This is a genomic window from Streptomyces sp. NBC_01198 (assembly GCF_036010485.1).
Taxonomy (GTDB): Bacteria; Actinomycetota; Actinomycetes; order Streptomycetales; family Streptomycetaceae; genus Actinacidiphila.
The window spans coordinates 3275996-3301970 of the sequence record NZ_CP108568.1 but is presented as its reverse complement, the minus strand read 5'-3'; the positions used below and the strand labels follow the sequence as shown (position 1 = coordinate 3301970).

Here is a 25975-nt window from a genome sequence, read left to right as displayed (position 1 = left end):
TGCCGGACCGGGATGCGAGACTGGCGCCATGGCTTACGACGATCTCCGCTCGTTCCTCCGGGCGCTGGAGAAGGAGGGCGACCTCCGGCGGATCACCGCCGAGGTCGACCCGTACCTGGAGGTCGGCGAGATCACCGACCGGGTGAACAAGTCCGGTGGCCCCGCACTGCTCTTCGAGAACGTGCGGGGCTCCGTCGCACCGCTGGCGATGAACGTCTACGGCACCGACCGGCGGCTGCTGAAGTCGCTCGGCCTGGAGGCGTACACCGACATCGGCGAGAAGATCGCCGGGCTGCTCAAGCCCGAACTGCCGCACGGCTTCGTCGGTGTGCGGGAGGCGTTCGGGAAGCTGGCCGGGATGGTGCACGTGCCGCCCAGGAAGGTCAAGGACGCGCCCGTGCAGGAGGTCGTGCTCACCGGTGACGACGTCGACCTCGACGCGCTCCCGGCGCTCTTCACCTGGCCGCAGGACGGCGGGTCGTTCTTCAACCTGGGCCTGACGCACACCAAGGACCCCGACAGCGGGGTGCGGAACCTCGGCCTGTACCGGCTGCAGCGGCACGACCGGCGCACCATCGGCATGCACTGGCAGATCCACAAGGACAGCCGCAACCACTACCAGGTCGCCCGGCGCCGCGGCGAACGCCTGCCGGTCGCCATCGCCTTCGGCTGCCCGCCCGCCGTCACCTACGCGGCGACCGCGCCGCTGCCCGGCGACATCGACGAGTACCTCTTCGCCGGCTTCGTGCAGGGCAAGCGGGTGGAGCTGGTCGACTGCAAGACCGTGCCGCTCCAGGTGCCCGCGCAGGCCGAGGTGGTGGTCGAGGGCTGGCTGGAGCCCGGCAAGATGCTGCCCGAGGGGCCGTTCGGCGACCACACCGGCTTCTACACCCCGCAGGAGCCCTTCCCCGCGCTGACCGTGGAGTGCGTGACGATGCGCAAGCGGCCGGTGTTCCAGTCGATCGTGGTGGGCCGGCCGCCGACCGAGGACGGGCCGCTGGGGCGGGCCACCGAGCGCTTCTTCCTGCCGCTGCTCAAGATCATCGTGCCGGACATCGTGGACTACCACCTGCCCGAGGCCGGCGGCTTCCACAACTGCGCCATCGTCTCGATCGACAAGAAGTACCCCAAGCACGCGCAGAAGACCATGCACGCGGTCTGGGGCGCCCACATGATGTCGCTCACCAAGCTGATCGTGGTCGTGGACGCCGACTGCGACGTCCACGACCTGCACGAGGTCGCCTGGCGGGCGCTCGGCAACACCGACTACTCCCGCGACCTGACCGTCGTGGAAGGGCCCGTCGACCACCTGGACCACGCCTCGTACCAGCAGTTCTGGGGCGGCAAGGCGGGGATCGACGCGACCCGCAAACTGCCCGAGGAGGGCTACACCCGGGACGGGGGCTGGCCGGAGATGGTCCTCTCCGACCCGGAGACGGCGGCGAAGGTCGACCGCCGATGGAGGGAGTACGGCCTGTGAGCGCGGAATCCGCCACTTCGGACCTGTTCGGCCGGCAGCCGGGCCCCGACAGCCGGGTCAAGGCCTTCCTGCGGCTGGTGATGATCGAGCACTCGGTCTTCGCGCTGCCCTTCGCCTACATCGCCGCCCTCACCGCGATGTTCCGCGACGACGGCTCGGTGCACTGGGGCGAACTGCTGCTGATCACCGTGGCGATGGTGGGCCTGCGCACCTTCGCGATGGCCTGCAACCGGATCATCGACCGGGAGATCGACGCCCGCAACCCGCGCACCGCGACCCGTGAGCTGGTCACCGGCGCCCTGTCGGTACGGTCCGCGTGGACCGGCGCGCTGATCGCCGTGGTGGTCTTCCTGGGCGCGGCGGCGCTGCTCAACCCGCTGTGCCTGGCGCTCGCGCCGGTCGCGGTGGTGCCGATGGTGGTCTACCCCTACGGCAAGCGCTTCACCGACTTCCCGCACGCCATCCTCGGGCTCGCGCAGGCGATGGGCCCGATCGGGGCGTGGCTGGCGGTGACCGGGTCCTGGTCGTGGGACGCGGTGATCCTGGGGGTCGCGGTCGGCGTGTGGATCGGCGGCTTCGACCTGATCTTCGGCTGCCAGGACGTGGCCGCCGACCGCGCTCACGGTGTGAAGTCGGTGCCGGCCCGCTTCGGCATCCCGGCCGCGCTGTACGGCGCCCGGGTCTGCCACGCCGTCACCACGGCGCTGCTGGTCTGGTACGGCCTGGCCACCCACGCGGGCGGCTTCTGGTGGGCGGGCCTCGCGGTGGTCGCCGCCGCCTTCGTCTACGAGCACTCCATCGTCCGGCCGCACGACCTGGGCCGGCTCAACCGGGCCTTCTTCACCGTCAACGGCGTCATCGGCATCACGCTCTTCGTCTTCGCGCTGCTCGACCTGCTCACCCGCGGTCTCGGCAGCTGAGCCGCCGGGGCCGCGCGGACGCCCGCGCGGTCTCGGCGGCTGCTCAGCCCTGGCGCCCTCAGCCCTGGCTCAGCCCTGGCGCCGGCTCACAGGCCGCTGAGGTCCATGTCCAGGCCCTGGAAGAGGGCGTCGGGGGCGCCGGCCGCACCTGACGTCCCCGCGCCGGGCTTGCCGGCCTTCCCGCCCAGGCCACCCAGGTCGCCCAGCTGCGACATCACCAGGCCCATCAGGTCCTGCGGGTTGAGCTGCTGGGCGCCGGAAGGCGCCTTGACCGGGCCGGCGCCGCCCTGCACGGACAGGCCGAGCGGAAGCGTGCCGTGGATCGAGTCGTCGAACTGCGCGAGGTCGACGCTGACATGGTCGAGCTTGCCGCCCTTGACCGCGAGATCCACCGCCACCGTCTTGTTCGGCGCGTTGTCCAGGCTGTGCCGCAGGTCGCCGGGCAGCTCCTTGGTCATCGAACCGAGGCCGGCCTTGAGGTCCTGGGCGAGCTCCCTGGCCGGCACCGCGACCTTGAGATGGTCGGCGCCGTCCTTCGAGCCCAGGTCGGTGACCGCCCCGTCCTTGGCCAGCGACTTCTGCAGCGGGGCCAGCAGTTGGGCGAAGGTCTTGTGCGCGAGGCCGGTCGGCAGCGCCGACGGCAGGCCGGAGGGCAGCCCGAGCCCGCTCAGCGGGGAGTCCCCGGAGCCGGCGCCGTCGTCGGACCCGGCGGAGCCCTGGCCGCCACCCAGGGACTTGCCGAAGCCCTCGAAGGCCTTGGGGTCGATCGACACCCAGCCGCCCTTGGCGAGGGTCTTGACCGAGCCGAAGGACGGCGGCAGCCTGTCGACGGAGCCGAGCATGGCGGTGAGGTCGGACAGCCCCGCGTCGCCGGTGGTGTCAAGACCGGCGAGGCCCTTGACGTCCACCCGGACGTAGACCTTCTTGTCCACCGAGCGCACCCCGAGCAGCGTCTTGCCGCCGGAGCCGGCCTTGGCGCCGCCGGCCAGCTCCAGGTCGAAGGAGCCGACCTTGTCGTCACCGGTGACCTCGGCCAGCGGCTTGTCCGAGCTGAACGAGGTGGACACGTGCAGCCCGGCGAGCATGTCCGCGTCGGCGCGCTTGAATTCGTCCTGGTCCTTGAGCGCCGCGTAGATCTGGGCGGGCGTGCCCTCGAAGGCCAGCCCCACGGTCACCGACTTCTGCTCGCCCAGCTTGGTGAAGGCGTTGTCGACCTTGCCCTGCGGGGTGCCCGGCTCCTCGCTGCCGCACGCGGCCGCCCCGGTGGTTATCAGCGCGACCACTCCGGCGGCGGCGAGACCCTTGCGCATGGTGATGATGACGAACTCCTCTGACGTCGCGACCGGGTCGCGAAGGGCGATGGGTGTGTCGGTGTGGGGTTGGCAGAAGCGTAGCTGTGAAGAGCCTGTGATCCCGCGGGGGTTTCCGGCTGACTTGTGGTGACCCGCGTTGCCGGAACACGGCAACGGGCGGCCGGGCGACCGGCGGTGGGCGGGGCGCGGCCCAGGCGGGGGGTGCGGGCCGGTCAGCGGGCGGGGCTCAGGAGGACACCGCGACCGTGCGCTCCCGGAAGAGGAACGCCGCGACCACGCCGCCGATCAGCCCGAACAGATGCGCCTGCCAGGACACCCCGTCGGCGGTCGGCAGCACGCCCCACAGGATGGAGCCGTAGAGCACGCCGACGATCAGGCCCACGACGACGTCCAGCGGCCGCCGGTCCACGAAGCCGCGGCTCAGCAGATAGCCGAACAGGCCGAATATCAGACCCGACGCGCCCAGCGTCGTGGTGTGCGCGGGGGCGATCAGCCAGACGCCCAGACCGCTGATGACCACGATGGTCAGCGCCACCGCGAGATAGCGGCCGATGCCGCGCAGCGCGGCGATGAAGCCCAGCACCAGCAGCGGCAGGCTGTTCGACATCAGATGGGCGAAGCCGACGTGCATGAAGGCGGCCGGCACGATGTCCAGCAGCTCGCTGCCCTTGCGCGGGGTGATCCCGAAGGTGTCGAGCCGCTGGCCGCTCAGCGCGCTGATGCCCTCGATGATCCACAACAGGGCCAGCCAGCCCACCATCAGCACGGCCGCGGCGACCGCCTGGCCGCCGCCCCGCAACGGCGTGAGCAGCGTGCCGACCATGCCCGCCCGCGGCTTCACGGCCCGCTGCGCCGTCTGTCCGTATGCCACCGAAACCCCCCTGAGTCCAGTGCCTTCCGCCCTGAACAACGCCCGTCGCACGTGTGCGGTTCCCGCTTCGGCGGCTTCGCCCCGGTCCGGTTACGCTCGTCGGCGTGGACGACAACCCGGACGGCACCCCGCAGGGCCGCGCGCGCAATCCCTGGGTGGTCGGCGTGTCCGGGGCCTCGGGGACGCCGTACGCCGCCGCCGTGCTGCGGGCGCTGCTGCACGCCGGGGAGCAGGTCGACCTGGTGGTCAGCCGGGCGGCCAGGCTGACCGTGCTCGACGAGACCGGCGCCGCCTTCCGCGACGCGCACTGGCGCGAGGACCTGGCCCGGCTGCTGGCCCGCGGCGCCGACGGCACCCCGGACCGCTACCCGCCCGCGGACCTGTCGGGCGTACGCCACTGGCCGGCCGGCGACCTGGCCGCCGGACCGTCCTCGGGGTCGTACCGCGCCAAGGGCATGCTGATCGTGCCGGCCAGCACAGCGTGCGTGGCCGGGGTGGCGCTCGGGCTGTCCAAGGACCTGCTCCAGCGGGCGGCGAGCGTCACGCTCAAGGAGCGGCGGCCGCTGGTGGTCGCGGTCCGCGAGACCCCGCTCGGCGGCCAGACGCTGCGTCACCTGGTGGCGCTGGACGACGCCGGGGCCGTCGTCCTGCCCGCCTCGCCCGCTTTCTACACCGGCGCGGCGCACATCCAGGACCTGGTGGACTTCGTCGCGGGCCGGGTGCTGGACGTGGCGGGTGTGCCGCACAAGCTGTACCGGCGCTGGCAGGGCGAGCTGGGCGCCGCGACCCATGAGGCGGGTGCGGCACATGTGGCGGGTGCGACCGAGCCGGGACGAACAGATGCGCAGGGCACGGGGCCGTTCATGCCTTAGATTCGTGTCCTGACAGCGCAGTCGTGGCACGAACGGGAGGGTCCCTTCTGATGGACGCGGTGGACAGGCAGCTCATCCAGGCGTTGCGCGAGAACGGCCGGGCGTCTTACGCGGAGCTGGGCCGGCTGGTGGGCCTGTCGGGCCCCAGCGTCACCGACCGCATCAACCGTCTCGAACAGGCCGGCGTGATCACCGGCTACCGCGCCACGGTCGCCCCCGCCGCGCTGGGCCTGGGCGTGACCGCCCTGGTCGGGCTGCAGCTCAGCGACGCCGCCGACCACGAGGACGTCGCGGGCCGGCTGCGCGACCTGGACGAGATCGAGGACTGCTGGTTCATCGCGGGCGACGACTCGTACATGCTCAAGGTCAGGGTCGGCGACGTCGACGGCCTCGAACACACCATCCGCCGGCTGTCCGGCACGAAGGGCGTCGCCCGAACCCGTACCACGATCGTGCTGTCCACGAAGTGGGAGAACCGGGTCGGCGCGCTGCCCGAGGAAGCCTGAGCGTACTGTCGGAAAACCGATGACCCGGCGGGAGCCGGCAGGAGGAGGAACGCATGGACGCGGGGCTCAAGCGGGAGCTGGAGGAGAAGGTCCACGCCGGCGAGCGGCTGACCCGGGAGGACGGCATCGCCCTCTACGAGTCCGACGACCTCGCCTGGCTGGGCGGACTCGCGCACCACGTGCGCACCCAGAAGAACGGCGACGTGGTCCACTTCAACGTCAACCGCCACCTGAACATGACGAACGTGTGCACCGCCTCGTGCGCGTACTGCTCCTTCCAGCGCAAGCCGGGCGAGAAGGACGCGTACACCATGCGGATCGAGGAGGCCGTGCGGCTGGCCAAGGCGATGGAGGCCGACAGCCTCACCGAGCTGCACATCGTCAACGGCCTGCACCCGACGCTGCCGTGGCGCTACTACCCGCGCTCGCTCAAGGCCCTCAAGGAAGCGCTGCCCGACGTCTCGCTCAAGGCGTTCACCGCCACCGAGATCCACCACTTCGAGACCATCTCCGGCCTGTCCGCCTCCGACATCCTCGACGAGCTGATCGACGCCGGCCTGGAGTCGCTGACCGGCGGCGGCGCGGAGATCTTCGACTGGGAGGTGCGCCAGCACATCGTGGACCACCGCACCCACTGGGAGGACTGGTCCCGGATCCACCGGCTCGCGCACTCCAAGGGCCTCAAGACCCCCTGCACCATGCTCTACGGCCACATCGAGGAGCCCAGGCACCGCGTCGACCACGTGCTGCGGCTGCGCGAACTGCAGGACGAGACCGGCGGCTTCCAGGTCTTCATCCCGCTGCGCTACCAGCACGACTTCGTGGACATGAAGGACGGCAAGGTCCGCAACACCCTGCAGGCCCGCACCACGATGGCCACCGGCGCGGAAGCGCTCAAGACCTTCGCGGTCTCGCGGCTGCTCTTCGACAACGTGCCGCACGTGAAGGTCTTCTGGGTCATGCACGGGCTGTCCACCGCCCAACTGGCCCTCAACCACGGCGCCGACGACATGGACGGCTCGGTCGTGGAGTACAAGATCACCCACGACGCGGACGACTACGGCACGCCGAACAAGCTCACCAGGGACGACATCCTGGACCTCATCCGGGACGCCGGCTTCCGCCCGGTCGAGCGCAACACGCGCTACGAGATCATCCGCGAGTACCCCGGCCCCGACGGGTCGCGGCGGGAGTCGCCGCAGCCGATGCGGGTGTGACCCGGACCACGGCGACAGCGCCGCGGTAATGATTACCCTGCTCACATGACCCTTACGTGCGAGCTGGATCCGCTGGTCGACGAGGAGTTGCGCGAGCAGGTGCTCGCGCTGTGGGCCGACGTGTCGAACGCGGGCGGTGCGGTCGGCTTCGTGCCGCCCGTCACGCCCGAGGACATCCGGCCCGACCTCGACCGGGCGCTCGCCGCGGTGGCCGAGGGGCGGCGGCGGCTGATCGTCGGCCGCGACGAGGACGGCCGCGTCGCGGCCTCGGCCTTCCTGGCGTACAACGACCACCGGCTCATGCGGCACTGGCTGTGGGTCTACACGGTGATGGTCCATCCCGGCTCCCAGGGCCGCGGTTACGGCCGCACGCTGATGGCCGCGGTCGAGCAGGCCGCCCGCGGCTTCCCCGGGATCGAGGCGATCCGCCTCACGTGCCGCGGCGGCACGGGCGCCGACGCGTTCTACTCGGCCTGCGGTTACAAGGAGGTCGGCCGCGTCCCGGCGGCGATCCGGGTCTCCCCGGGCGACGACCGCGACGACGTGATCCTCCTCCTCCACCTCTGACTCCCTCAGGGCCGGACGTCCAACGTCCCCTCTGCGGCAGAGGGTGCCCATCCGCGGGGCGCGGCGGTCGTGCGGTTCCCCTGCGCAGGGGGTGCCCCACCCGGGGCGCGGGGAGCGGCGCGCTCAGCCGGTCACCGGCCGGTGGTCCGGGTCGGACCGAACAGCCCCTTCGGGTCGGTGGCGACCCGCGCCTCGGTGGGTGGTTGGTCGCGCAGTTCCCCGCGCCCCTGATGGCTTGCCCGCTGCGGCAGAGGAACGGCGGGCTTGGCCGGGCAGCGGGCCGTGGTCCGGGGCGGACCGGGCTGCCCCCTCGGGTCGGTGGCGACCCGCGCGTCCGGGGGGCGCCCCGTGTGGGGGCGGGGGTCGAGTCCCAGTGAGGCCGTGCTTCACTGGGACCATGCTCCGATACACCGCCCTGCGCTTCGGCCTCATCGTCGCCAGCTTCGGTGTCATCTGGGGCCTGGTCCGCGTGCACGTCCTGCCGGCCGGGCTCGGTGACTCGAACTACCTGTGGGTCGCACTCCTGGCCCTCGTCGTCTCCGCACCGCTGAGCTGGGTCCTGCTGCGCGGCGTGCGCGAGCAGGCCGCGCAGCAGGTGTCGCAGCGGGTCGAGCGCACCCGCCTGAACCTGGCGGCCAACGCCGAGCAGGAAGACGCCGCCGACGACGCCGCGCGCGGCGAAGCCGCGAGGGACAGCGCCCCGCGTACCGCCTGATGGCGGCTGCCGGCAGCAGGCGGGTGCCGCGCGCGGAACGCGAGCAGCAGATGCTCGACGCGGCGGTGGCCACCTTCGCCCGGCGCGGCTACCGGGCCGCCTCCATGGACGAGATCGCCGAGGCGGCCGGGGTCAGCAAGCCGCTGGTGTACCTCTACCTGAGCTCCAAGGACGCCCTGTTCACCGCCTGCATCCGGCGCGAGGCGGCGGCCCTCACCCAGGCCGTGCGGGACGCCGTCGAGGAAGGGGCCACGCCCGAGCGCCAGTTGTGGGGCGGCCTGCTCGGCTTCTTCGAGCACACCTCGGCCCACCCCGACGGGTGGACGATCCTCTACAGCCAGGCCCGTACCGTCGGTGAGCCCTTCGCGGCGGAGGTCGCCGGCCTGCGCTCGGAGATCGTGGACTACGTCGCCGGGCTGATCGCGGCCGCCTGCGGCTCGCAGGACGTGGCCGGATACGCCCACGCGCTGGTCGGCGCGGCCGAATCCCTCGCCGGGTGGGCGGCCTCGTCCGCCTCGCCGGGCCTGTCCGGCAAGGACCTCGCGGCCACGCTGATGAACTTCGCCTGGTCCGGCCTCGCCGCACTGCTCCCGCCGGAGGCGGTCAATCCGGCGCCGCCTGCCGCCCCAGCCTCGTGAGGATGCGGCTGAGCGTGTCGCCGCCGGGCGGCGCGGGCAGTTCCGGGGCGAAGGCCGCCGAGCCGGGCGGGACGGCCAGCGCCAGCGGGAGCGCGGCGTCCAGGAGGTCGGCCTCCGGGGTGAAGGGGACGCCGAGGGCGGCCGCGACGTCCCAGGCGTGGACGACGTAGTCCAGGAAGTGGAAGCCGATCGCCCGGGCGGCGGCGAAGTCCCGGACCGCGCTGAACTCGGGCAGGACGAACGGCCGCTCCTCCTCCCGCACCTCCGCGAAGGCGGCGAGTACGTCGCCGGCGGCGGCCTCGTGGGCCCCGACCGGGTCGGCGGCCGGCGCGGCGGCCCAGAGCGCGAGGTCCCCGCCGTGCCCGCGTGCGGCGGCGGCGAAGCCGCGGTGCTGTGCGGTCATGTGCGCGAGCAGGTCCGCCAGGTCCCATCCGGCGCACGGCGTCTCCCGCCGCAGATCGGCTACGGTCGTCTGCCGGACGAGTCCGGCGCTCAGCCGGACCGCCCTGGCGTCCAGTGCGCGGATCCGCTCCAGGTCGGTAGGCATGTGCTTATCGTGTGCTCACGCACATCATCTGTCAAGGGAGCACCTTGCTATGTCCGCCCCGCCCCGCAGGGACCTCGCGGCGATGATCGTCCCGCTCGGCCGCGCGCTGACCGCGGCAGAGCTGCCGGTGCTGCGCGAGCACGGCCTGACCATGTGGGCGTACTCCGTCCTGCTCCGGCTCGACGAGCGCCCGTTGCGCAGCCAGGCGGCGCTGGCCGAGGCGATCGGGGCCGACAAGACCCGGATCATCGACGTGCTTGCCGGCCTCGGCGACCGGGGACTGATCAGCCGCACCCCCGACCCGGCCGACCGGCGGGTGCGGCTGCTGGCGCTCACCCCGGAGGGCCGCCGGGTGCGTGACGCGGCGCAGGCCGCGATCCAGCAGCGCGAGAACCGCCTGCTGGACCGGCATCTGACGCCGTCCCAGCGGGCGGGCCTGCTCGACGCGCTCGCGGTGCTTGCCGAGTTGCCGCCGGAGACGGTCGGCGACCCGGAGCCGTGAGCGGTCCGGCGACCGGGGCCGTCCCGCCCTGCGTGACGGCCCCGCACTCAGCGGCCCTGGCCCGGGCCCGTGACCGTACCGGTGACGTGGACGTGGGTGCCGGAGCGGACCTCGAAGCGGTCGCCCGCAGCGGCGTAGTCGACGGTCGCGGGCAGCAGCACGGGCCGGCGGAAGTCCGCCGTGATGCCGGTCGCGCCCGGGTGCTCGGCCGCGCACCGGGCGACCGTCCACATGCCGTGCACGATGGCCCGGCGGAAGCCCAGCGGCCGCGCGGTCAGCGGGTGCAGGTGGATCGGGTTGTAGTCGCCGGTCACCCGGGCGTGCCGCCGCCCGAGGCCCGCGCCCAGCGACCACCGCGCCACCAGCGGCAGTCCGGCCGCCTCGGGGGCGGCCGGGGGCGGTTCCTGCGGCCCGGGGACCCGGTGCCTGGCCAGATAGGTGCTGCGGTCCTCCCACACCAGCTCGCCGTCCAGCCGCGCCTCGGTCACCATCGTGACCTCGGTGCCCCGCCGGTGCGGGCGCAGCCCGGCCGGGTGGACGGCCAGGTCGGGCCGGTCGGCGACGCCGAGCGGCCCCCGGCTGCGGATGGCGATCGAGGTGTGGACCAGGCCGAGCAGCGGCAGCGGGAAGGCGCGGGCGGCCATGAGGCGGGCCGCGAGCGGGAAGCCGAGGATGTGCGGGTAGGTGAGCGGGAGTTCAGGCCCGGCCTGCGGGAAGCCGCACACGCGGGCGTAGGCGGCGACGCGCTCCGGGTCGATGCCGACCGCGGCCCGGGTCAGGGCCGCCCGCGGCAGCTCGGCGGCGGGGGAGGGGTGCTTGCCGAGGCCGGTGACGACGCCCCGGCCCAGGGTCAGCAGCAGCGGCGCCATGTCAGGCGCCCAGCAGGGACTGGCCGCAGACCCTGACGACCTGCCCGTTGACCCCGCCGGAGGCCGCTGCCGCGAGCCAGGCGACGGTCTCGGCCACGTCGACCGGCAGCCCGCCCTGCCCGAGCGAGTTCATCCGGCGGCCCGCCTCGCGGATCACCAGCGGCACGGCCGCGGTCATCCGGGTCTCGATGAAGCCGGGGGCCACGGCGTTGGCGGTGATGCCGCGCTCGCGGACCTTAGGGTCGGCGGCGAGCGCGCGCACGTAGCCGATGATCCCGGCCTTGGAGGCGGCGTAGTTGGTCTGGCCCGCGTTGCCGGCGATGCCCGCGATGGAGGCGGTGCCGACGATCCTGGCGTGCTCGTTGAGGGTGCCGGACGTGAGCAGGTGCCCCGTGGTCCGCAGCACGCTGCCGAGGTTGACGTCGATGACCGCGTCCCAGCGGTCGGCGGGCATGTTCGCGAGCCTGCGGTCCCGGGTGATGCCGGCGTTGTGGACGAGGACGTCCAGGCCGTCCGGCAGCGCGGCGGCGACGCGCTCGCCCGCGTCGGGCACGGTGATGTCCAGCGGCAGCGCGGTCCCGCCGAGCCGGGCGGCGGCCGCGGTGAGCGCGTCGGCGGCCTGCGGCACGTCGAGCAGGACGACCCGGGCGCCGTCGCGTACCAGCGTCTCCGCGACGGCCGCGCCGATGCCGCGGGCGGCGCCGGTGACCAGCGCGGTCCTGCTGCCGCCGGCCGGCACCTCCTCGGCGGGGCCGACCTCGACGACCTGGCCGCTGACGTAGGCGGACCTCGGCGAGAGCAGGAAGTCCAGGGTGGAGCCGGCTGCCGCGCCCGGTGCGAGCCGCACCAGCTGGACGGTGCAGCCGCGGCCGATCTCCTTGCCGAGGGAGCGCACGAAGCCCTCAAGTGCCTGCTGGGCGGCGGCGGTCGCCAGGTCGCCGTCGGCGGGCCGCGAGCCCAGGACGACGATCCGCCCGCACGGGGTGAGGGAGCGGGCCAGCGGGTGCAGGGCCGCGTGCACGTCCCGCAGCCCTGCCGGGTCCGCGACGGCGGTCGCGTCGAGCACCACGGCCCCGTACGTCCCCGCTGCCGGCGTCTCGCCCGCGGCCAGCCGCAGGACCGGTCCCGGCAGGTCGGGGGTCTGCCGCGACCAGCGGCGCAGGGCGGTGGGCTGCGGAAGGCCGAGGCGGCGGGTGACGAAACGGCCGGGGGCCGTGCCGGTCAGGCGGAGATAGCGGTCGGCCATTGGCCTTCTCCTTACTCTGGAGTAAGTTTACCGGCGGTAAGGCTACTGGTGAGTCACGCAGATCGGAAGTTCGGGAGACCGCATGCAGACCGTCCGCCGGGTCGCCGTCATCGCCGGCAACCGCATCCCCTTCGCGCGTTCGGACGGCCCCTACGCCACCGCGTCCAACCAGGACATGCTCACCGCCGCGCTCGACGGACTCGCCGCGCGCACCGGGCTCGACGGCGCGCGGGTCGGCGAGTTCGCCGCGGGCGCGGTGCTCAAGCACAGCCGGGACTTCAACCTCGCACGGGAGACCGTGCTCGGGTCCGTGCTCGACCCCGCCACCCCCGCGCACGACCTCCAGCAGGCGTGCGGCACCGGCCTGCAGGCGGTCTTCGCGGTCGCCGCGAAGATCGCGCTCGGCGTCATCGACGCCGGGATCGCCGGCGGGACCGACACCACGAGCGACGCGCCGCTCGGGGTCAACGACGAGCTGCGCCGGGCGCTGCTCGCGGCCCGGCGGGCCAGGACCCTGGGCGGACGGGCCCGGGCGTTGGCCGCGGTACGCCCGCGGCACCTCGCGCCCGACATCCCGCGCAACGCCGAGCCCCGCACCGGGCTCTCGATGGGCGAGCACGCCGCCCTCACCGCGGCGCGCTGGGGCATCGGCCGGCCGGAGCAGGACGAACTGGCCGCGGCCAGCCACCAGCGGCTCGCCGCGGCCTACGAGCGCGGCTTCTTCGACCCGCTCGTCACGCCTTACCGCGGGCTCACCCGCGACCAGAACCTGCGGCCCGACTCGACCGTCGAGAAGCTCGCCAGGCTCCGGCCGGTCTACGGCGGCCCCGACGGCACGATGACGGCGGGCAACTCCACGCCGCTCACCGACGGTGCGGCCGTCGTGTTGCTCGCCTCGGAGGAGTGGGCCGCCGAGCACGGCCTCGAACCGCTCGCCTTCCTGACGGCGTACGAGACCGCGGCGGTGGACTACGTGTCCGGCGAGGAGGGGTTGCTGATGGCGCCCGCCTACGCCGTGCCGCGCATGCTCGCCCGAGCGGGCCTCGGGCTCGGCGACTTCGACTTCTACGAGGTGCACGAGGCCTTCGCCTCGCAGGTGCTGGCCACGCTGGCCGCGTGGGAGGACAAGGCGTACTGCGCCGAGCGCCTGGGCCTGGACGCGCCCCTCGGCCCGGTCGACCGGGCCCGCCTCAACGTCACCGGCTCCTCCCTGGCGACGGGCCACCCCTTCGCGGCCACCGGAGCCAGGATCGTGGCGACCCTGGCCCAACTCCTCGCCGCCCGGGGCCGCCCCGGACGCGGCCTGATCTCCATCTGCGCGGCAGGCGGCCAGGGCGTGACGGCGATCCTCACCCGCCCATGACCTCCCGCCGGCCGGCGTTTCCCGGATCCGCCCTCCGCGGCGCGGGTCGCCACCGGCCGGGAGGGGCTGTTGCTGTCGTATCCGGACCACCGGCGGGTGGGTGGTTGCGCACGCGGTTCCTCGCGCCCGACGCGCAGGGGTGCTCGGGCGGGGCAGCCCGCCGTCTACCGACTTGAGCTCGGCCGCAGGCCGTGAATGGGAGGAGTCGTCGTATGGCAGGACGTCTGGATGTGGTGCCCCCACCGGGGGGCGGGGGAAAGCCGCAGCTCACCCTCGAAGGGGGGAGGGTCGTGGAAGCGGCGGTGGCGGCATTGGTGGCGGCGCCGTCGCAGGGGAGCCTGGGGGACATACCGTTCGCGAACGCCGCCGAGGCGCCCTCGGACGTGGTGATGAGCCGGAAGGGGACGGACGGCCGGTGGCGGGACGTCACCGCGGCGGCCTTCAGGGACGAGGTCGTCGCCGTCGCGAAAGGGCTGATCGCGGCCGGGCTGCGCCCGGGCGACCGGCTCGCGGTGATGGCCAGGACGTCGTACGAGTGGACGCTGCTGGACTTCGCGGGCTGGGCCGCGGGCCTGGTCACCGTACCGATCTACCCGACCTCCTCCGCGTCCCAGTGCGAATGGATCCTCGCCGACTCCGGCGCAGCCGCCTGCGTGGTCGAGAACGTCGACCAGGCCCGGCTGGTCAGCGCGGCCCGCGCGGGCCTGCCCGCGCTCAGGGAACTGTGGCAGCTCGACACCGGCGCCGTCGGCCAGCTCGCGGCCGGCGGCCGCACGCTGCCCGACGCCCTGGTCACGTCCCGCCGGCAGGCGATGGCCCCGGACACCGTGGCCACGCTGATCTACACCTCGGGCACCACCGGCCGGCCCAAGGGCTGCGTCCTCACGCACGGCAACTTCTTCGCCGAGGTCGACAACGCCACCGAACTGCTGCACCCGGTGTTCAGGTCGGTGAGCGCCGAGCCCGCCTCGACGCTGCTCTTCCTGCCGCTCTCGCACGTCTTCGGGAGGATGGTCGCGGTCGGCTGCCTGCGGGCCCGGGTGCGGCTCGGGCACGCGCCGAGCATCGCCACCGACGACCTGTTGCGGGATCTCGCCGGCTTCCGGCCGACCTTCCTGCTGGCGATCCCGTACGTCCTGGAGAAGGTCTACAACACCGGCCGCGCCACCGCGGAGAAGCTCGGCCGGGCCGCGTCCTTCGACCGGGCCGCCCGGATCGCGCAGGCGTACGGCACCGCGGCCGTCGCCGGGCACACCGGCACCGGGGCGGGTCCCGGGCTCGGCCTGCGGCTGGCGCGGGCGCTGTACGACCCGCTGGTCTACCGGCGGATCAGGGCCGCGCTGGGCGGCAAGGTGCGCTACGCGATCTGCGGCGGCTCACCGCTGGGCACCCGGCTCGCCGCCTTCTACGCCGGGGCCGGGGTGCTGGTCTTCGAGGGCTACGGCCTCACCGAGACCACCGCGGCCGCCACGGTGACACCGCCGCTGAGCCCGCGGCTCGGCACGGTGGGCTGGCCGCTGCCCGGCACGGCGGTGCGGATCGCCGAGGACGGCGAGGTGCTGCTGCGCGGCGGGCAGATCTTCGCCGGCTACTGGAACGACGAGGGCCCCTCGCCCGCCACGGCGGGGAGCTCCGGGGGATGGTTCCCGACCGGTGACATCGGCGAGCTGGACGCGGACGGCTATCTGACGATCACCGGCCGCAAGAAGGAGATCATCATCACTGCCGGCGGCAAGAACGTCGCCCCCGCCCCGCTGGAGGACCGGCTGCGGGCCCACCCGCTGGTCGGCCAGTGCATGGTCGTCGGCGACAACCGTCCGTATGTGACCGCGCTGATCACCCTGGAGCCGGACGGCCTGGCGCACTGGCGGCGGATGCGGCACAAGGAGACTGTGCGCCTGGCGGACCTGGTCCGGGACGAGGAGCTGCTCGCCGAGCTGCAGCGGGCCGTGGACGACGCGAACGCGTCCGTCTCGCAGGCCGAGTCGATCCGCCGCTTCCGGGTGCTGGCCGCGGATTTCACCGAGGACGCCGGGCATCTCACCCCGTCGATGAAGCTCAGGCGCGCGGCGGTGGCCCGGGATTTCGCCGCCGATATCGAGCGGTTGTACCGCGGGCGCAAATAGCGGGATATGAGGCAGGGGCCGCCTCATGAAGTGAGGCGGCCCCTTGGGTACTGCAGGTTCCGGGCGCGATGCGCCGTCTGACCGGACTAGTGAGGACTAGTTCGGGGTGACGTTCTCCGCCTGCGGACCCTTCGGGCCCTGCGTGACGTCGAAGGTCACCGGCTGGTTCTCCTCGAGGGAGCGGAAGCCGGAGGCGTTGATCGCGGAGTAGTGGACGAAGACATCCGGGCCGCCGCCGTCCTGGGCGATGAAGCCGAAGCCCTTTTCAGCGTTGAACCACTTCACGGTTCCGGTAGCCATAAAGCCCTCCTTGGGCCCAAAGGGTTGCCCTGCTCCAGAACCTGCAACTGCGAAGTCTGAAAACTACAAAAGCCTGCGGGTTACATGCTCCGCAGGCTCTGTACTGCAAGGGAAACCAAACTGCAACTTGCGAGGAGCCTAGCACGGTGGGTCTCGGCCGGGGAAGGGTCTCAAGATCCGTTTTTACGGGTCGCCGCGGGGTCGCCGCGGGCCCGTACTCGGGGCCGTACGGGGGGCCCTGCACGGGTCAGGCGACGACCAGGAGTAGCGTCCAGCAGGTGGACACTTCAGCGCGAACCGACGGCAGTGGGCCGACCCGTCCCCGGGTCGGCCACATCCAGTTCCTCAACTGCGTCCCGCTCTACTGGGGCCTGGCCAGAACCGGCACACTGCTCGACATCCAGCTCACCAAGGACACCCCGGAGAAGCTGAGCAAGCAGCTCATAGACGGTGACCTGGACATCGGCCCCGTCACCCTCATGGAGTATCTGCGGCACGCCGACGAGCTGATCGCGCTGCCCGACATCGCCGTCGGCTGCGACGGTCCCGTCATGTCCTGCGTCATCGTCAGCCAGCTGCCGCTGGACCGGCTGGACGGCGAGCGGGTCGCCCTGGGGTCCACCAGCCGCACCTCGGTACGGCTGGCCGAGCTGCTGCTCACCGAGCGCTACGGCGTCACCCCCGACTACTTCCGCTGCCCGCCCGACCTGTCGCTGATGATGCAGGAGGCACAGGCCGCCGTCCTCATCGGCGACGCCGCCCTGCGGGCGTCGCTGCACGACGCGCCCCGGCTCGGCCTTGAGGTCCACGACCTCGGGCAGATGTGGAAGGACTGGACCGGCCTGCCCTTCGTCTTCGCGGTATGGGCGGTCCGCAAGGACTACCTGGCCGCGCACCCCGAGGCCGTCCACGCGGTGCACAAGGCCTTCCTGGCCTCCCGCGACCTGTCGCTGGACGAGGTCGAGAAGGTCGCCGAGCAGGCCGCCCGCTGGGAGTCCTTCGACGCCGACCTGCTGCGCCGCTACTTCACCACCCTCGACTTCTCGCTCGGCGCCGAGCAGCTCGCGGGCCTGGCCGAGTTCGCCCGGCGCGTCGGCTTCCCGCCCGAGGCCCGGGTCTCGCTCCTCCCGCCGAGCTGACGGCGGGTCGGCGTACGCTGGCCTGGTCCGTCGTCAAGCTCCTCGTCATGCTCCTCCGGAAGGGACCTCCCTGGTGAGCGACATCGCAGCCGTCCTCGAACGCGCCGCCGACGGCGGCCGTATCACCCCGGAAGAGGCCCTCGACCTCTACCGCGACGCCCCCCTGCACGCGCTGGGCGCCGCCGCGGACGCGGTGCGCCGCCGCCGCTACGCCGGGACCGAGCACATCGCGACGTACATCATCGAGCGGAACATCAACTACACGAACGTGTGCGTCACCGCGTGCAAGTTCTGCGCGTTCTACGCGGCGCCCAAGGACGCCGGGAAGGGCTGGAGCCGCGGTCTTGACGACATCCTGCGGCGCTGCGCGGAGACCGTCGAGCTGGGCGGCACCCAGATCATGTTCCAGGGCGGCCACCACCCGGACTACGGCGTCGAGTACTACGAGGAGCACTTCGCCGCGATCAAGCGGGAGTTCCCGCAGCTGGTGATCCACTCGCTGGGCGCGTCCGAGATCGAGCACATGTCGCGGATCTCCGGGGTCAGCGCGGAGGAGGCGATCCGCCGTATCCATGCCGCGGGTCTTGACTCCTTCGCCGGCGCCGGCGCCGAACTGCTCCCGGAGCGGCCCCGCAAGGCCATCGCGCCGCTCAAGGAGTCCGGCGAGCGGTGGCTGGAGATCATGGAGACCGCGCACCGCCTCGGTGTCGAGTCCACCTCCACCATGCTGATGGGCACCGGCGAGACGAACGCGGAGCGCATCGAGCACCTGCGGATGATCCGCGACGTCCAGGACAGGACCGGCGGCTTCCGCGCCTTCATCCCGTACACGTACCAGCCGGAGAACAACCACCTCAAGGGCCAGACGCAGGCCACCCTCTTCGAGTATCTGCGGATGATCGCGATCGCCCGGCTCTTCCTGGACAACGTCGCCCACATCCAGGGCTCCTGGCTCACCACCGGCAAGGAGGTCGGGCAGCTGTCGCTGCACTACGGGGCGGACGACCTCGGCTCGGTGATGCTGGAGGAGAACGTCGTCTCCTCCGCCGGGGCCAAGCACCGCTCGAACCGGATGGAGCTGATCCATCTGATCCGCGCGGCCGGACGCGTGCCGGCGCAGCGCGCGACGACGTACGAGCACCTGGTCGTGCACGACGACCCGGCCGACGACCCGGTCAACGACCACGTCGTCTCGCACCTCTCCTCGACGGCCATCCCGGGCGGCACCGCCCACCCGGAACTCACCCTCCTCGCCGACCGCTAGGGCCCTGCCCGCGCGGCTGCGGGGTGGCGCATAGGGTAGGGGAGTGACCCGTGCATCCCTGGAGAAGCAGCCGCAGGCGGTGGCCGCGATGTTCGACGACGTCGCCGCCAAGTACGACCTGACCAACGACGTCCTGTCGCTCGGGCAGGCCAGGCTGTGGCGGCGGGCCGTCGCCCAGGCACTGGACGTGGCGCCGGGGGAGCGCGTGCTTGACCTGGGGGCGGGGACGGCCACGTCCTCGCTGCCGATGGCCGCGGCCGGCGCCTCCGTCGTCCCGTGCGACTTCTCCCTCGGCATGCTGCGCGAGGGCAAGAAGCGGCACCCCGAACTGCCGCTGACCGCGGGGGACGCGACCCGGCTGCCGTTCGCCGACGACGTCTTCGACGCCGTCACCATCTCCTTCGCGCTGCGCAACGTGCAGGACACCGACGCGGCGCTACGCGAGATGCGGCGGGTCGCCAAGCCCGGCGGGCGGCTGGTGATCTGCGAGTTCAGCCACCCCACCTACCGGCCCTTCCGCACCGTCTACACCGAGTATCTGATGCGCGCGCTGCCGCCGGTCGCCAAGTCGGTGAGCAGCAACCCGGACGCGTACGTCTACCTCGCAGAGACCATCCGCGAGTGGCCCGACCAGCGGGCGCTGGCCGGGCGGTTGCAGGACGCGGGCTGGTCGGGGGTGGCCTGGCGGAATCTGACCGGCGGCATCGTGGCGCTGCACCGGGCGAAGAAGGCGCTTCCGGCGGGCGGTTGAGCCGGTGTCGAGCCGCCGTTGAGGAGTCGGGCATTCCGGTGCGGGCGCGGCGAGTCGCCCCCTAAGCTGCGGTGTGCGTGCTGGGGACGACCGGACCCCGCGACTCCCGGAGTGGCCAATGTCGTTCTGCCCCGCGTGCGGGATCCCGGTCTCGGACAGCACTGCCCGCTTCTGCATGAAGTGCGGGCACGAACTCCCGGCGGCGCCGGCCTCCGCCACGCCGCCGCCCGGCGCGACGCCCCCGCCCGCCGCACCGCCGCCGCCCAACGCGCCGCCCACGCCGACCTATGGCGCACCGCCGCCTCCGCCGCCTCCCGCGTACACGCCGACCGGCGCCTACCCCGGTGCCGGGCCCGGGTATCCGGCCGCGCCGCCGCCCGGAACGCCGCAGCCCCCCGGACCGCCGTCGCCCGCCGGGCTGTTCGTGCGCCGGGTCTTCGCCGGCCGGTGGGACGGCCCCCTGCTGGCCGCGCTGGTGCCCGCGCTCGTGCTGCTGGTGGCGGCCGGCGGCCTCGGCGCCTGGTCGCAGCACGCCTTCAAGGGCTCGGCCATCGGCTGGTTCAAGCGCAGCCGGGTCGCCCTCGCGCTGGCCGTGCAAGGTCTCGGCGGTCACCTGAGCGTCGACGTCCCCGGCCGGTTCGGGGTGTACGGCTCCGGCGACGCGGACTGCATGGAGACCTCCGACTCCGACGGCGACGAGTTCGACGGCTACGACGGCTACGACGACACCGGTATGTGCGACTCCGGCGCGGGCGTGGGATCGGTCTCCGTCGTCCCGCTGACCTTCACCCTGCTCTGGCTGCTCGCCCTCGTGCTGGTCCTGCGGTCGGTGCGCCGGCGCCACTCAGGACCCGAGGCGGCCGTGCGGGTCGCGCTGCTCAGCGCGGCCGTGGCGACCGTGCTGAGCTTCGTCGCGCAGCCCGGCTTCGAGGGGGTCACGCTGCACAGCGGCCCGTTCCGGGTGCTGCCGTGGTCCTTCCTGCTCAGCCTGGCGACCGCGCTGGTCGTCCTCGACGGCCCGGCCCTGCGGGCGCGGTTCGCCGCCGCGTGGCGGGTGGCGGGCACGGCGCTGATCGCCCTGGTGGTCACCGTGCTCTTCGCCGGCGTCGTCGTCTTCATGGTCGCCGTGGGCAACATCGACAACGGCGTGGACAGCACGACCCTGGTCGTGCTGGCCGCCGTGCTGCCCAACCTCGGCCTGTCCGGGCTCGCGCTGGGCTGGGGCGCCCCTGCCGAGGCGCACCGGGGTCTCGGCGCCGGCACCGGCACCGACCGCGTCTCCTTCGGACTGTCGGAGCTGAGCCACTTCTGGAACGGCTGGTCGACCGTGCTCGCGCTCATCGGCGGGGCGCTGTGCGCGCTGGTCATCGGCCTGCTGGCGGCCGCGCGCTGCCGTGAACGGTCGGAGCAGTTCGCCGTGGCCGGCGTCTTCAGCGCCATGTTCACGGCACTGGTCGTGATCGGCGGGGTGAGCACCAGCGGCATCAGCTCGCTGAACGGCTTCGACAGCGGCCTCGGCTCCTCGCACGCCGCGCTGGGCTCCGACGTCCCGGAGTCGCTGCTCTTCGCCCTGCTCTGGTCGATCGGCGGGGTGCTTGCCGCCCCGTACGTCCGCCGCGTCCTCGGTCTGGCCCCGCCGGCCCCGGCGCCGCCCTCCCCTTACGCGCCGCCGCCGTTCCCGCACGTCCCCCAGCAGCCGCCCCCGCCGCAGCAGGTCCACGAGCTCGGCATCGTCCAACCCGAGCGGCTGGCCAAGGAAGCGGAGACCCGCCGTGAGGAAGGCGGCGGCCGCCACCAGTGACCGCGGCCGCGGCGCGGCGGGACGCGCGGACCCGCCCCGCCAGCGCCACGCGGCATCCGCTGCTCATAGACTCGGGGGCAACCCGGGCCGAGGCCCGGATGCCGTAAAGCCGTCCTCGCCGCAAACGGGAGTGCCACCGTGCCCGACACCGCCCTGTCCGAGCGCACCGCCGACGTCATCGTCGTCGGCGCCGGCCCCGCCGGTTCGACGACCGCGTACTACCTGGCGAAGGCGGGCCTCGACGTCCTGCTGCTGGAGAAGACCGCCTTCCCGCGCGAGAAGGTCTGCGGGGACGGGCTGACGCCGCGTGCGACCAAGCAGCTGGTCTCGATGGGGATCGACGTCTCCGAGGAGGCGGGCTGGCTGCGCAACAAGGGCCTGCGCATCATCAGCGGCGGCCTGCGCCTGGAGATGGACTGGCCGGAGCTGGCCGCCTATCCGAACTACGGACTGGTGCGCAAGCGCGAGGACTTCGACGACCTGCTGGCGCAGCAGGCGGTGAAGGCGGGTGCGCGGCTGTACGAGCGGTGCAACGTCGGCGCCCCGATCACCGACGAGCGCACCGGCCGTATCACCGGCGTCCAGGCCAAGCTCGGCGAGGAGAAGACCCCGGTGGTCTTCAGCGCTCCGCTGGTCGTCGCCGCCGACGGCAACTCCACCCGGCTCTCGCTCGCGATGGGCCTGCACCGCCGCGAGGACCGCCCGATGGGCGTCGCGGTGCGTACGTACTTCACCTCGCCGCGGCACGACGACGACTACCTGGAGTCCTGGCTGGAACTGTGGGACCGGCGCGGCCCGCAGGCGCGCCAACTTCCCGGATACGGCTGGATCTTCGGCCTCGGCGACGGCACGTCCAACGTCGGCCTCGGCATCCTCAACTCCTCCGCGGCCTTCCGCGAGCTGGACTGGCGCGAGGTGCTCAAGGCGTGGGTCGCCGGCATGCCGGAGGACTGGGGCTACACCCCGGAGAACATGACGCAGCCGATCCGCGGCGCCGCGCTCCCGATGGCCTTCAACCGCCAACCGCACTACACCCGCGGCCTGTTGCTGGTCGGCGACGCGGGCGGGCTGGTCAACCCCTTCAACGGCGAGGGCATCGCCTACGCGATGGAATCCGGTCAGCTCGCCGCCGACGTGATCACCCAGGCGCACGCCCGCGCGACCTCCTCGCAGCGCGAACTCGCCCTCCAGCGCTACCCGAAGGTCCTCAAGGACACCTATGGCGGCTACTACACGCTCGGCCGCGCCTTCGTGAAGCTGATCGGCAATCCCAAGGTGCTCCAGCTGTGCACCGAACGCGGCCTGACCCACCCGATGTTGATGCGCTTCGCCCTCAAGCTGTTGGCCAACCTGACCGATCCGACCGGCGGCGACGCGATGGACCGCGTGATCAACGGCCTGACGAAGATCACTCCTCGCGCCTGACGCCTGCTCCCGCCGCCCGGCGGCCCTGGGGACCTTGCGCAGGACCTTGCTGAGGTGCTTGCCCTCACTGGCCGTCGGTCGGCTGGATCGCGTTGCGCCAGACCGTGACGTCGATGACGACGTAGGTGCTGGCCTCGGTGCTCTTCGAGGCGCGCTGGAAGGTGATCAGGGCGACGGTGCTGCCGGTGCTCGCGCAGATCTGCGAGCCCGCCGACAGGCGCGACAGGTCCACCCGGCCGTTGTAGCGGGTGACCTGCATGCAGGTCTCGAGAGAGCCGGTCTCGTTCCCGTTGAGCAGCACGAGCCTGCCGGAGTCGGTGCCGAGGAAGCAGTCGCCCTGCGTGACGCAGTCGTAGAAGAAGTCGCCGCTCGGGCCCCCCACCGGCTTCAGGTCGGGGTCGGCGAACTGCAGGTCGTACTGGTCGGCGAGCTCGATGCCGGGGTGCGGCTCCGGGCTCGGCGCGGGGACGCCGTCGGTCGGCGTGGTGGCCGGGGCGGTGTCCGGCGTGCTGGGGGTCGCCCCGGGCGCCCCGGTCGTCCCGGCGGACGCCGCCGGAGCGCTGGTGGGGGTGCCGGCCGGGTCGGCGACGACACCGTGGTCGTTGCTGTTGGTCAGCGCGAGGGTGCTGCCGACGGCCGCGGCGATCACGATCAGGGCGGCGAGCGTGGCCAGCACGATGTTGCGCCTGGTCTTCCGGCGCGGCTGCGGCTGCGGGTGCGCGACCGGGTAGGGGTACTGCGGCGGGTAGCCGTACGCCGGGTGCGGGGCGGCCTGGTGCTGCACCGGCGGTTGCTGGACCGGCGGCCCCGCGTACGGCGGCTGCACCGGCTGGACCTGCGGCTGGGCCGCGGGCTGCGTCGCCGGGTGGGTCGGCGGGCCGGGCGGGGCGGCCGGGGCGGGAGGCTGGGCCTGCGCGGCAGACTGCCCCGCGGGCCGGGCGGGCGGCTGCGCGGGGGCCTGGGACGGCGGCTGGACGGGCGGCCGGGACGGCGGTGCCGCGACCGGCCGGGTCACCGGGGGCGGCGGCACCGCGTCAGCAAGGGGCGAGGCCGGCGGCACCGCGTCGGCGGGCGGCGGGGTCGCGGGCGGCGAGCCCGGGGCCACGTGCCGGGCCGGGATCTCCGCGGCCAGCGCACCCGGCAGCCACTGCTCGGGCCGGCGCAACTCCGTCTGCTCCGACGCCGCCTGGCACATCCGCACCACCTCGGCCAGCGACGGCCGCTCGGCCGGGACCTTCGCCAGGCAGCGGGTCACCAGCGGCCGCAGCTCCGACGGGAGGGTGGCGAGGTCCGGCTCCTCGTGGACGATGCGGTAGAGCACGGCGTGCGAGGGGCCCTCGCCGTACGCGGGCATGCCGAGCGCCGCGTAGGCGGCGACCTGGCCGAGCGCGAAGACGTCGGTGGCCGGGGTGATCTCCCGGCCGGCGGCCTGCTCGGGCGACATGAAGGCGGGCGTGCCGATGGTGACGCCGCTGCCGGTCAGCGCGGTGGCGTCGGCGGCGCGGGCGATGCCGAAGTCGATGACCCGGGGGCCGTCGGAGGCGAGCAGCACGTTCGACGGTTTGAGGTCGCGGTGCACGAGTCCCGCGCCGTGCACGGCCTCCAACGCCTCGGCGATCCCGGCGATCAGCAGCAGCACGGTCGGCACCGGCATCGGCCCGTGTTCGGCGACCGCGGAGGACAGCGTCGGCCCGGGGACGAAGGCCGTCGCCAGCCAAGGCCGGGTGCCCTCGGTGTCGCTGTCGATGACCGGCGCGGTGTAGAGGCCCTGCACCCGCTGCGCCGCCTGCACCTCCTGCCGGAAGCGGCGGCGGAATTCGGCGTCCTCGGCGAACTCCGGCCTGATCACCTTGATGGCGACCGGCCGGCCCGCAGGGGTGTGGGACAGGTAGACCTTGCCCATGCCGCCGGCGCCGAGCTTCGCCGCCAGCCGGTACGCCCCCACCGACACCGGATCGTCCGCGTCAAGTGGCTGAAAGACCTCGCCGGACCCCGCCCCACTCATCCCTGACCGCCTCGTCCCCATCGCTGCTGCTGGAGGCTCGGAGACTACCGGTCACGGCCCCGAATTCCCGCCCCCTGTCGCGCAGTTGTGCCCCGACGGCCACCCACCGGTGACCCGCCTCAGGCCGCGGGGCCGGCGGCGACGCAGAACTCGTTGCCCTCGGGGTCGGCCATGACGACATGGTGGCCGTCGAAGACGCCCAGCACGCTGCCGCCCGCCGCCCCCAGCCGGGTGGCCTCGGCCTCGATCCGCGCCCAGCGCTCGGCGGGCGTGCCGTCCCCGGACACCCGGATGTCCAGGTGCAGCCGGTTCTTGGCCGTCTTCCCCTCGGGCACCTTCAGGATCGCCAGCCGCGGCCCGTCCCCGTCCGGGTCGCACAACCAGGCCCCGTCATCAACGGAGTCGTCCTCCCCCAGCTCGAAACTGGCATGCCACTCCGCCCGCGTCGCAAACGGCGCGGGCGCCGGCTCGTCCACGTACCCGAGTGCCGTCTTCCAGAAGACGGCGAGCGTCGGTGCGTGCACGGCGTCAAGGGTGAGGTCGATACGAGCAGCCATACCAGCCACGCTAGTCCCTGCGTGTGACAACGCCCGGCCCCGCACCCCCGTCAGGGGCCGGGACCCACACCTCAACGACCCGCAGCCACGGAGTCCGCTTGAGACAGCGCTTCGGCACCGGGACCAGTCCCCGTCTTCGGTGCCCGCCGCGCTGGACCAGGTGCGTGACGCGTTGCGGAACTGGGGTCCGGCCGACCTGGCCGACGACTCGGCGCTCGTGCTCTCGGAACTGCTGTCCAATGCCGTGGAGCACTCGCGTAACCCCGGCGGGAGGGTGCGCACACGGTTCAGCCGCCTCCCCGCCGGGTGCGGTGTCCGGATCGAGGTGCTGGACGCGGACGCCGACCGGTTGCCCCGCCTGCCGTCCGAGGTGGACGACGAGGACGTACGGGGGCGCTCCGGACGCGCTGGCAGGACGAGGCGGAGCCGGACACGTTCGCGCTCCGGCCCGACTGCGTTGACCGCTCCGAGGCGGGCACAGCGTGCGGGCACTTTGCCGGGCACCCGGGGCCGCACTCCTGGGTGATCGAAACAGAGTGTGTCGCCATGACCGACGATACGAACGGCGCCAGGCATGAGAGATTCGCCGCTCGACGCGGGCCCGGGTGACCGGGCCGGATACCCGCGGCGCGCTCCGTACTCACGGATCATCGCCACCGCCGCCCTGCGCTCCGTTCCCCAAGCCCTCCCTCGGGGCCGGGGTTCACGGACCCGGTGAGCCGGGGACGATCCCAGCGGCCCGCTGGTCCAGTTCCTCGGCGGCGTCCCCGCCGTGCTGCAATCCGGTCGGGGCACCGATCAGCGGACCCTTGTCGAGTTGGTCACCCTCCCACCGGGCGCGCCTCCCGCGTCGTTCGTCGACTTGGCCGGCGCCCTCCGCGGCCTTCAGACCACCTACCTGGGTCACCACATCAGCGGGCCGAAACTGCCCACCACCACGCCCAACCCGGCCAACGGCCTCTACATCGGCGTCCACGTCGA

The 25975-nt window shown here is 73.2% G+C and carries 26 protein-coding genes; 18 read left to right on the top strand and 8 right to left on the bottom strand.

Annotated elements, in window-relative coordinates; translation table 11 throughout:
* Window positions 1–28: 28 nt before the first annotated feature.
* Both OG702_RS14730 and mqnP read left to right on the top strand, forming a co-directional pair.
* Window positions 29–1480, top strand: coding sequence for a menaquinone biosynthesis decarboxylase (locus OG702_RS14730; protein ID WP_327289332.1), 1452 nt, complete (start codon window positions 29–31; stop codon window positions 1478–1480).
* Window positions 1477–2400, top strand: a complete 924-nt coding sequence (mqnP, locus tag OG702_RS14725) for a menaquinone biosynthesis prenyltransferase MqnP (protein WP_327289331.1) — start codon at window positions 1477–1479, stop codon at window positions 2398–2400. The genes OG702_RS14730 and mqnP overlap by 4 nt, the downstream gene beginning before the upstream one ends.
* 86 nt (window positions 2401–2486) lie before the next feature.
* Here the strand turns inward: mqnP and OG702_RS14720 are convergent, their stop codons facing one another.
* Together OG702_RS14720 and OG702_RS14715 are read right to left on the bottom strand one after the other, a co-directional pair.
* Window positions 2487–3710: a hypothetical protein gene (locus OG702_RS14720; protein WP_327289330.1), complete on the bottom strand. Its 1224-nt coding sequence runs from the start codon at window positions 3708–3710 to the stop codon at window positions 2487–2489.
* 229 nt (window positions 3711–3939) lie between these two features.
* Entirely contained in the window at window positions 3940–4536 is a 597-nt protein-coding gene (locus OG702_RS14715) for a rhomboid family intramembrane serine protease (RefSeq protein WP_327293232.1), read from the bottom strand.
* A 152-nt stretch (window positions 4537–4688) separates the two neighbouring features.
* Here OG702_RS14715 and OG702_RS14710 point away from each other — a divergent pair, with 152 nt between their 5' ends.
* From OG702_RS14710 to OG702_RS14685, 6 genes are all read left to right on the top strand, one after another.
* The gene (locus tag OG702_RS14710) at window positions 4689–5456 is read left to right on the top strand and encodes a UbiX family flavin prenyltransferase (RefSeq protein ID WP_327289329.1); all 768 of its coding nucleotides are present in this window, start codon (window positions 4689–4691) and stop codon (window positions 5454–5456) included.
* Window positions 5457–5506: 50 nt separating this feature from the next.
* The gene (locus OG702_RS14705) at window positions 5507–5962 is read left to right on the top strand and encodes an Lrp/AsnC family transcriptional regulator (RefSeq protein ID WP_251500241.1); all 456 of its coding nucleotides are present in this window, start codon (window positions 5507–5509) and stop codon (window positions 5960–5962) included.
* A gap of 53 nt (window positions 5963–6015) precedes the next feature.
* The gene (mqnE, locus tag OG702_RS14700) at window positions 6016–7179 is read left to right on the top strand and encodes an aminofutalosine synthase MqnE (protein ID WP_327289328.1); all 1164 of its coding nucleotides are present in this window, start codon (window positions 6016–6018) and stop codon (window positions 7177–7179) included.
* Between the two features lie 45 nt (window positions 7180–7224).
* Window positions 7225–7746, top strand: a complete 522-nt coding sequence (locus OG702_RS14695; protein WP_327289327.1) for a GNAT family N-acetyltransferase — start codon at window positions 7225–7227, stop codon at window positions 7744–7746.
* 397 nt (window positions 7747–8143) lie between these two features.
* Window positions 8144–8461, top strand: coding sequence for a DUF4229 domain-containing protein (locus OG702_RS14690; RefSeq protein ID WP_327289326.1), 318 nt, complete (start codon window positions 8144–8146; stop codon window positions 8459–8461).
* Window positions 8461–9099, top strand: coding sequence for a TetR/AcrR family transcriptional regulator (locus tag OG702_RS14685; RefSeq protein WP_327289325.1), 639 nt, complete (start codon window positions 8461–8463; stop codon window positions 9097–9099). Before OG702_RS14690 ends, OG702_RS14685 begins: the two co-directional genes overlap by 1 nt.
* Here the strand turns inward: OG702_RS14685 and OG702_RS14680 are convergent.
* Window positions 9065–9646, bottom strand: a complete 582-nt coding sequence (locus OG702_RS14680; protein ID WP_327289324.1) for a TIGR03086 family metal-binding protein — start codon at window positions 9644–9646, stop codon at window positions 9065–9067. The genes OG702_RS14685 and OG702_RS14680 overlap by 35 nt on opposite strands.
* Before the next feature lie 49 nt (window positions 9647–9695).
* Here OG702_RS14680 and OG702_RS14675 point away from each other — a divergent pair, with 49 nt between their 5' ends.
* On the top strand, window positions 9696–10148 hold the full coding sequence (locus OG702_RS14675; RefSeq protein ID WP_327289323.1) for a MarR family winged helix-turn-helix transcriptional regulator: 453 nt from the start codon (window positions 9696–9698) through the stop codon (window positions 10146–10148).
* A 47-nt stretch (window positions 10149–10195) separates the two neighbouring features.
* Here OG702_RS14675 and OG702_RS14670 read toward each other — a convergent pair whose 3' ends face one another.
* The gene (locus tag OG702_RS14670) at window positions 10196–11017 is read right to left on the bottom strand and encodes a MaoC family dehydratase (RefSeq protein ID WP_327289322.1); all 822 of its coding nucleotides are present in this window, start codon (window positions 11015–11017) and stop codon (window positions 10196–10198) included.
* Between the two features lies 1 nt (window position 11018).
* On the bottom strand, window positions 11019–12263 hold the full coding sequence (locus OG702_RS14665; protein WP_327289321.1) for a 3-oxoacyl-ACP reductase: 1245 nt from the start codon (window positions 12261–12263) through the stop codon (window positions 11019–11021).
* Window positions 12264–12345: 82 nt separating this feature from the next.
* Here OG702_RS14665 and OG702_RS14660 point away from each other — a divergent pair, with 82 nt between their 5' ends.
* Together OG702_RS14660 and OG702_RS14655 are read left to right on the top strand one after the other, a co-directional pair.
* On the top strand, window positions 12346–13626 hold the full coding sequence (locus tag OG702_RS14660; RefSeq protein WP_327289320.1) for an acetyl-CoA C-acetyltransferase: 1281 nt from the start codon (window positions 12346–12348) through the stop codon (window positions 13624–13626).
* A 212-nt stretch (window positions 13627–13838) separates the two neighbouring features.
* Window positions 13839–15752, top strand: a complete 1914-nt coding sequence (locus tag OG702_RS14655) for an AMP-dependent synthetase/ligase (protein WP_327289319.1) — start codon at window positions 13839–13841, stop codon at window positions 15750–15752.
* Between the two features lie 96 nt (window positions 15753–15848).
* Here OG702_RS14655 and OG702_RS14650 read toward each other — a convergent pair whose 3' ends face one another.
* Window positions 15849–16052, bottom strand: coding sequence for a cold-shock protein (locus OG702_RS14650; RefSeq protein WP_033177709.1), 204 nt, complete (start codon window positions 16050–16052; stop codon window positions 15849–15851).
* 278 nt (window positions 16053–16330) lie between these two features.
* Here OG702_RS14650 and OG702_RS14645 point away from each other — a divergent pair, with 278 nt between their 5' ends.
* The 5 genes from OG702_RS14645 (at window position 16331) to OG702_RS14625 (ending at window position 22432) form a co-directional block, all read left to right on the top strand.
* Window positions 16331–17191 (top strand): menaquinone biosynthetic enzyme MqnA/MqnD family protein, encoded by an 861-nt coding sequence (locus OG702_RS14645; protein WP_327289318.1) that lies wholly within the window; start codon window positions 16331–16333, stop codon window positions 17189–17191.
* Window positions 17192–17261: 70 nt separating this feature from the next.
* Window positions 17262–18455: a cyclic dehypoxanthinyl futalosine synthase gene (mqnC, locus tag OG702_RS14640; protein ID WP_442814710.1), complete on the top strand. Its 1194-nt coding sequence runs from the start codon at window positions 17262–17264 to the stop codon at window positions 18453–18455.
* 43 nt (window positions 18456–18498) lie between these two features.
* On the top strand, window positions 18499–19206 hold the full coding sequence (locus OG702_RS14635) for a demethylmenaquinone methyltransferase (protein ID WP_327289316.1): 708 nt from the start codon (window positions 18499–18501) through the stop codon (window positions 19204–19206).
* A 118-nt stretch (window positions 19207–19324) separates the two neighbouring features.
* A complete protein-coding gene (locus tag OG702_RS14630) occupies window positions 19325–21007 on the top strand; it encodes a zinc ribbon domain-containing protein (protein ID WP_327289315.1) in 1683 nt (560 codons plus the stop codon).
* Window positions 21008–21145: 138 nt separating this feature from the next.
* A complete protein-coding gene (locus OG702_RS14625; RefSeq protein ID WP_327289314.1) occupies window positions 21146–22432 on the top strand; it encodes a geranylgeranyl reductase family protein in 1287 nt (428 codons plus the stop codon).
* Between the two features lie 64 nt (window positions 22433–22496).
* On the opposite strand, the gene OG702_RS14620 is transcribed toward OG702_RS14625, so the two are convergent.
* Together OG702_RS14620 and OG702_RS14615 are read right to left on the bottom strand one after the other, a co-directional pair.
* Window positions 22497–24437 carry a serine/threonine-protein kinase gene (locus OG702_RS14620; protein ID WP_327289313.1) on the bottom strand — a complete coding sequence of 647 codons (1941 nt, stop codon included), beginning with the start codon at window positions 24435–24437 and terminating at the stop codon, window positions 22497–22499.
* 119 nt (window positions 24438–24556) lie between these two features.
* Entirely contained in the window at window positions 24557–24994 is a 438-nt protein-coding gene (locus OG702_RS14615) for a VOC family protein (RefSeq protein WP_327289312.1), read from the bottom strand.
* Between OG702_RS14615 and OG702_RS35455 the strand changes: the two genes are divergently transcribed.
* Together OG702_RS35455 and OG702_RS14610 are read left to right on the top strand one after the other, a co-directional pair.
* A complete protein-coding gene (locus OG702_RS35455; protein WP_442814422.1) occupies window positions 24972–25520 on the top strand; it encodes an ATP-binding protein in 549 nt (182 codons plus the stop codon). The two genes, OG702_RS14615 and OG702_RS35455, sit on opposite strands and share 23 nt — an antisense overlap.
* Window positions 25521–25568: 48 nt before the next feature.
* A complete protein-coding gene (locus tag OG702_RS14610) occupies window positions 25569–25712 on the top strand; it encodes a hypothetical protein (RefSeq protein WP_327289310.1) in 144 nt (47 codons plus the stop codon).
* Window positions 25713–25975 lie beyond the last annotated feature (263 nt).

Coding starts and splice junctions, on each gene's coding strand:
- OG702_RS14720 (WP_327289330.1), bottom strand. CDS start 3,710: ATGCGCAAGGGTCTCGCCGCCGCCGGAGTGGTCGCGCTGATAACCACC.
- OG702_RS14730 (WP_327289332.1), top strand. CDS start 29: ATGGCTTACGACGATCTCCGCTCGTTCCTCCGGGCGCTGGAGAAGGAG.
- OG702_RS14675 (WP_327289323.1), top strand. CDS start 9,696: ATGTCCGCCCCGCCCCGCAGGGACCTCGCGGCGATGATCGTCCCGCTC.
- OG702_RS14715 (WP_327293232.1), bottom strand. CDS start 4,536: ATGGTCGGCACGCTGCTCACGCCGTTGCGGGGCGGCGGCCAGGCGGTC.
- OG702_RS14650 (WP_033177709.1), bottom strand. CDS start 16,052: ATGGCTACCGGAACCGTGAAGTGGTTCAACGCTGAAAAGGGCTTCGGC.
- OG702_RS14670 (WP_327289322.1), bottom strand. CDS start 11,017: ATGGCGCCGCTGCTGCTGACCCTGGGCCGGGGCGTCGTCACCGGCCTC.
- OG702_RS14685 (WP_327289325.1), top strand. CDS start 8,461: ATGGCGGCTGCCGGCAGCAGGCGGGTGCCGCGCGCGGAACGCGAGCAG.
- OG702_RS14680 (WP_327289324.1), bottom strand. CDS start 9,646: ATGCCTACCGACCTGGAGCGGATCCGCGCACTGGACGCCAGGGCGGTC.
- OG702_RS14615 (WP_327289312.1), bottom strand. CDS start 24,994: ATGGCTGCTCGTATCGACCTCACCCTTGACGCCGTGCACGCACCGACG.
- OG702_RS14630 (WP_327289315.1), top strand. CDS start 19,325: ATGTCGTTCTGCCCCGCGTGCGGGATCCCGGTCTCGGACAGCACTGCC.
- OG702_RS14690 (WP_327289326.1), top strand. CDS start 8,144: ATGCTCCGATACACCGCCCTGCGCTTCGGCCTCATCGTCGCCAGCTTC.
- OG702_RS14695 (WP_327289327.1), top strand. CDS start 7,225: ATGACCCTTACGTGCGAGCTGGATCCGCTGGTCGACGAGGAGTTGCGC.
- OG702_RS14665 (WP_327289321.1), bottom strand. CDS start 12,263: ATGGCCGACCGCTATCTCCGCCTGACCGGCACGGCCCCCGGCCGTTTC.
- OG702_RS14610 (WP_327289310.1), top strand. CDS start 25,569: ATGAGAGATTCGCCGCTCGACGCGGGCCCGGGTGACCGGGCCGGATAC.
- OG702_RS14705 (WP_251500241.1), top strand. CDS start 5,507: ATGGACGCGGTGGACAGGCAGCTCATCCAGGCGTTGCGCGAGAACGGC.
- OG702_RS14655 (WP_327289319.1), top strand. CDS start 13,839: ATGGCAGGACGTCTGGATGTGGTGCCCCCACCGGGGGGCGGGGGAAAG.
- mqnE (WP_327289328.1), top strand. CDS start 6,016: ATGGACGCGGGGCTCAAGCGGGAGCTGGAGGAGAAGGTCCACGCCGGC.
- OG702_RS14660 (WP_327289320.1), top strand. CDS start 12,346: ATGCAGACCGTCCGCCGGGTCGCCGTCATCGCCGGCAACCGCATCCCC.
- OG702_RS14620 (WP_327289313.1), bottom strand. CDS start 24,437: ATGAGTGGGGCGGGGTCCGGCGAGGTCTTTCAGCCACTTGACGCGGAC.